The organism is uncultured Sphingomonas sp. (assembly GCF_964244265.1).
Lineage (GTDB): Bacteria > Pseudomonadota > Alphaproteobacteria > Sphingomonadales > Sphingomonadaceae > Sphingomonas.
This window is the reverse complement of the sequence record NZ_CAXTHV010000062.1, coordinates 1-5,000: the sequence shown is the minus strand read 5'-3', so window position 1 is coordinate 5,000 and position 5,000 is coordinate 1. Positions and strand designations below refer to the sequence as shown.

Sequence of the window (5,000 nt, the reverse complement as noted above, 5' to 3'; positions counted from 1 at the left end):
CGCCGGTGATCATGTTCTTCACATAATCGGCGTGGCCCGGGCAATCGACGTGCGCATAGTGGCGCGCGGTCGTCTCATACTCGACGTGCGCGGTCGAGATGGTGATGCCGCGCTCGCGCTCTTCGGGCGCCTTGTCGATGTTGGCGAAGTCGACGGCGGTGCCGCCGGTCGTCTCGGCCAGCACCTTGGTGATCGCCGCCGTCAGCGAGGTCTTGCCATGGTCGACGTGACCGATGGTGCCGATGTTGAGATGCGGCTTGTTCCGCTCGAATTTAGCCTTGGCCATGGTCTTCCCTCTACAGCGCGCCGCCTTGGGAGCCGGCGGGCCGCGTCATCACGAATCGAAAGTGGACCGGGTTTGCCCCGAAAACACAAGAAGCCGGGCGTCACCGCCCAGCCCCTTACGAGGCCGCGCACATAGCGAGCCAGGGCGAAGGGCGCAAGCGTGCTTGCGCCCTGTCTGCCGAAAGACGACGCCGCGGCCCGGCCGGCCCCGGCGCACGCTGCGGGTTCGACGTCACCATTTGTGCGGGGGACGCCCCCCGTCGCCGGAGAATGCTTGCGGATGGCGTCGTCCGGCATAGGCTCAGCGTCCCATTTCCTTCGCCAACTTGCGGCTGACGGACGCTTCGGGATATCTCGCGGCCATGGGTCAACCCTACAGCCACCGCGAAACCGCGCGGGCCATAGGATCGATATTTGTCCAGCGCACCGCGATGGCGGGCGCGGGCGAGCTGCTGCCGATCGGCGCGGCGGGTGGCCTGCTGTCCGCCCACGCGGCGCTGCACTTTCTACCCGATGGCGAGACGCACGGCCCCGACGGCGAGATACTGCGCTGCCGCGCGGGCGACGCGCTGCTGACGAGCGCCGGCAGCGCGTGGCGGACCGCGGGCCGGGCGGGAACCGAGTGCGTGACCGTGCTGCTGCCCCGCCAGTCGCTGGCGGCGCTGCTCCCTGCCGCGCGGTCGGGGTGGCGGCTGCTCCCGGCCTCGGCGGCGCTGGACATGGCGGCCGCCTGTCTCGCCGCGCTCGGCCTGGCGGCGGACGCGCTCGACGCGGAGCAATCGCGGGTGGCCGCCCGCGCGCTGTCGGAAATGGTGCTGGCGGCGCTCACCGCCGCCGACGACGAGCCGTTGCGGCCGCGCCGGGAGACCGGATTGCTCGAGCGTGCGATCGCGACGATCGACCGGCATGTCGCGACGGTGCTGGGCACCGCCGAACTGTGCCGGATGCTGGGTTGCTCCCGCTCGGCGCTGTACCGCGCGGCGGCACCGGCAGGGGGCGTGACCGAGCTGATCGTGCAGCGACGCCTCGACGCCGCCGAACAATGCCTGAGCGACCCGCGCGAGCGACGACCGATCGCCGCCGTCGCCCGCACCCTGGGCTTCACCGACGGCGGGCAGTTCGGCCGCCGCTTCAAACGGCAGTTCGGCATGACGCCGGGCGATTATCGCCGTTGCGTCGCGCCGACCGCCGCCCCCTCCCCGTCCCCGATGTCGGCGGGCCGCTGATGCAGGTGATCGCGTTCGATACCGACGGCGTGCCGCCCGCCGACCGGCTGGCCGCGTTTCGCGGGGGCGCGCCCCATTTTCGCGTCGACGCCCTGACCGCGGATTTCGCCGCGCGCTGGCGCCTGCTGAGACTGGGGGACGTCAACCTGATCAGGTCGTGGATCTCGCCCGTGCGCTATCGCCGCGACGCGGCGATGATCGAGGCGGACGGCGAGGGTCGCGTGACAATCCACGTGCGCCTCACGGGTATGGCGCGCGGCGTCATCGATGGCGAACAGGTCGAGGTCGGGCCCGGGGTGGCCAGCATCTGGGATCTCGCCCGCCCGCTGGACGTCAGCGGGGACGGTGACAGCGAGCTGCTGATCGTCACCTTGCCGAGACACATGCTGCGCGAGTTGTTCGCCGCCGGCCTGCCGACGGGCGCGCTCGCGCCCAGCCCGGCGCTGGCATTGGCCTCCGGCGAAGCGATCCGGCTCCTTGATCGCGCCGAAGACCTGCCCGACGCCGGCGCGCCCTTCTATGGCCGTGCAATGCGCGACCTGTTCGTGGCAGCACTGCTGCCGCTATGCCGGTCGTCGAGTCGCGACCTGGGGTCGGTCGGGCCGCTGCTGCTGCGGATATACGCGCTGATCGACGCCGAGCCTGCCGCCTCCCTGACCGCGCGGGCGCTGGCCGAGGCGCTGGGCGTGTCGCTTGCGACCCTGGACCGGGCGCTCGCCCGGGCGGGCGGCCTGGCGCCGCTGGTCGAACGGCGACGGCTGCTGGCCGCCTATCGGCTATTGTCCAACCCCGCGGAAACGGCGGCCGTCTCGGTGATCGCGCTACGGTGCGGCTTTGCGGACATGCCCCGCTTCAGCCGCAGCTTCCGGTCGGTGTTCAACACCTCCGCCTCGGAGCTGCGCCGACACCAGCGCAGCCACCTCCCCGCCTGGGCCGGCGCCTATCGCGTCGAACAAAGCTACGGGGCGCTGATCGCGGCGGAGGAATAACACCGGGCGCCAGACGCCGGCGGGCGCCGGAATGAGCGGCGCACGTGAAACGCCCGCCACTTCCCGGCGGCGTCTGCCCCGCCGTCGTCCAGTGCGCGAAGCGGTCGGCCTGCTCGCCCTGCGCGTCCGACAGCGCCACGGTCACGGACCGTGGTCCGCCATCGTTCAGGAGACGCGACGATCATCACGCTATGCGGCGATCAGCTCGGCTGGCCCGTATGTGCCCTCAAGCGGCAGTGACCGCCATGGTGATGCAGAAACCAAAAGTTTTGCATCAACATAGGGGCAAGCGGAAGGTAGGCTGCCGCTAGATTGCGGGTCGTCCCTCCTGAATGCCACCATTCCTGATAGCGGCATTGTAGCATCGGTAGCGCTAAGGCAGTTTGTCATCATGACCCACGTTCGCACCTTCCTGATCGATAGCCTTCGGCGCGTCACCGATGGCGGCGATGTGACAAACGATGAGCTCGACGCCGCTATCGCTGATCCGGCCGGGCTGCGAGGCGCTGAGCGGAAGGCGTGGCACGGCCTGAGTTATTGGGCTGACGATGACGACATCAGCGCGCAGGACCCAAGTTATGCCCCTTCACGGAGGCAGCAGCTTGGTGATTTGCTAGCCGATTTGGAGCGCGAAGGGGGCGGTTAGCGGTAGCCGTAGGCTCTGCTCCCCGCTGTGCTAAAGGGGCATTTATGACCGGGTTCACTGATTTGGAGGTGGCGGCGCTTCGAGCCATTTTCTTGGAGACGCCCGAGCTTGCGCCAGCGCTCGAACGACAGCTTGAAGCTTCGGTCGTCACCGAACGCGAGAACAGCGGTGGCGGCTTTTTCACGACGATCGAGGTCGCGGATGATGCCCCTGCTGTGAATAGCCCGTCGGTGCTTGGTTATGACACCCAAGCCCGCATCGGCGGCCTGGAACATGGCTTCGGCTTCGTCCTATTCATTAAAGGTGGCAGGCTGCACATGCTGGAGGGCTTTGCGTGGGCCCCAGAGAGCACCCATGATCTCGACCTCACCGCTTTACAGTTCGAGATCTACAATCAGCCGGTGCAACGCCTCGGGTGAACGGCAGCTGACCGCCCCCTTTTGGCCGTCGTTATGCAAAACTCACAGGATTTGCATCACCCCGTAAACGGCGGCAATCCAATGCGGTCGTGATGCAACAATCCGATGCACCCCGCCACGATCCGCCGCGCCGACCCTTCACCCCACCAACCCGGCGGTCTCCACCGCCAGCCCCTCGATCGTCGTCGACGCGAGCACCTGCCCCAACGGCGCCTCCGCCCGGCGGGCATAGCCCTCGCCGTCCGGCCGGTCGTACTGAACGACACGACCGCCGTTCACATCCACCACCCAATATTCCGGTACGCTCGCCGCCGCATACAACGCGACCTTGCGGCCCAGGTCGGTGTCGAGCGTCGTGTCGGCGATCTCGATCACGAGCGCGACCGTATCCGCCGGGATCGCCCGATCGCCCCGATAGCAAGTCAGCACGACGTCCGGCTCCGGCATACTGTCGTCGGCGGCGCGCATGGATACCTCGACCAGGACTTCGAGGTCGCTGCCGATCTCGGCGAGCCTGCTCATCAACGCAAAGGAAAGCCTCATCTTTACCCGGCCATGGCGACTCCATTGCGCGTTCATGTAGTAGATGTCCCCGTCGATCAGCTCGGTCTTGCCGTAGTCGGCGAACGCCCCGCTGTCGGCGAGCAGCTCGAAATCCTCGACCCGCAACCGCAGGCGCTGTGGCACAAGGACAATGCGGGCAGGCGCGTTCATACGCCAAGCTACCGCGCAGGCGCGAGGAAGGAAAGCACGCACGAAAGAGGCCCGCCCATCACCCTTCCCGGCGAAAGCCGGGACCCAGTCCTGCGCTCGGGCCTGGACCCGGCGTTCGCAGGGGACACGAACATGGTCTAGCAGAATCGGCGGCAAACCCCGTCATGCCGGCCTCGTGCCGGCATCCACCTCATGCCTCATCCGTCGCTCGACAAAGAAGGCCCGCCCGAACGGGTCGGGCGGGCCTTCTCTCTGGAAGGGCCGTCACGGCAGTAAATTCCGTGACGTCGAAGCTCGGCAAGCCGAGCCCGGCCGGCCTTGCGACGTATCGGGGCTAAGCGCGGCTCAGCCCCGCGTGCCGTCAGGCCAGCTTCGCCCGCACCTCTTCGGCCACGTTCGCGGGCACTTCGTCATAATGCGAGAACTGCATCGTGTACTGCGCGCGCCCCTGCGTGAACGACCGGAGCTGGTTGACGTAGCCGAACATGTTGGCCAGCGGCACCTGCGCCTCGACCGCCTGCGCGTTGCCGCGCGTGTCGGTGCCCTGGATCTGGCCACGGCGCGAGTTGATGTCGCCGATGACGTCGCCCAGATAATCCTCGGGCGTCACCACCTCGACCTTCATGATCGGCTCCAGGATCTTGATCCCGGCCTTCTGCGCCGCCTCGCGCATCGCGCCGCGCGCGCAGATCTCGAACGCCAGCGCCGACGAATCGACGTC

General features: G+C 68.1%; 6 protein-coding genes and 1 pseudogene. 4 read left to right on the top strand and 3 right to left on the bottom strand.

Annotation, left to right across the window (positions count from 1 at the left end):
* Positions 1-286: GTP-binding protein (locus ACFE7K_RS15515; protein WP_375399097.1), on the bottom strand; the 286-nt coding region annotated here is incomplete at its 3' end.
* 361 nt (positions 287-647) lie between these two features.
* On the opposite strand from ACFE7K_RS15515, the gene ACFE7K_RS15510 reads away from it, so the two are divergent.
* The 4 genes from ACFE7K_RS15510 (at position 648) to ACFE7K_RS15495 (ending at position 3,565) form a co-directional block, all read left to right on the top strand.
* Positions 648-1,511 (top strand): helix-turn-helix domain-containing protein, encoded by an 864-nt coding sequence (locus ACFE7K_RS15510; protein WP_375399096.1) that lies wholly within the window; start codon positions 648-650, stop codon positions 1,509-1,511.
* On the top strand, positions 1,457-2,500 hold the full coding sequence (locus ACFE7K_RS15505; protein WP_375399095.1) for an AraC family transcriptional regulator: 1,044 nt from the start codon (positions 1,457-1,459) through the stop codon (positions 2,498-2,500). The genes ACFE7K_RS15510 and ACFE7K_RS15505 overlap by 55 nt, the downstream gene beginning before the upstream one ends.
* Before the next feature lie 391 nt (positions 2,501-2,891).
* On the top strand, positions 2,892-3,146 hold the full coding sequence (locus tag ACFE7K_RS15500) for a hypothetical protein (protein ID WP_375399094.1): 255 nt from the start codon (positions 2,892-2,894) through the stop codon (positions 3,144-3,146).
* Between the two features lie 44 nt (positions 3,147-3,190).
* Positions 3,191-3,565, top strand: a complete 375-nt coding sequence (locus ACFE7K_RS15495) for a hypothetical protein (protein WP_375399093.1) — start codon at positions 3,191-3,193, stop codon at positions 3,563-3,565.
* Positions 3,566-3,703: 138 nt separating this feature from the next.
* On the opposite strand, the gene ACFE7K_RS15490 is transcribed toward ACFE7K_RS15495, so the two are convergent.
* Together ACFE7K_RS15490 and fusA are read right to left on the bottom strand one after the other, a co-directional pair.
* Positions 3,704-4,252: a Uma2 family endonuclease gene (locus ACFE7K_RS15490; RefSeq protein WP_375399092.1), complete on the bottom strand. Its 549-nt coding sequence runs from the start codon at positions 4,250-4,252 to the stop codon at positions 3,704-3,706.
* A 388-nt stretch (positions 4,253-4,640) separates the two neighbouring features.
* Positions 4,641-5,000 (bottom strand): annotated as a pseudogene (gene fusA / locus ACFE7K_RS15485) (elongation factor G); the annotation flags it as partial.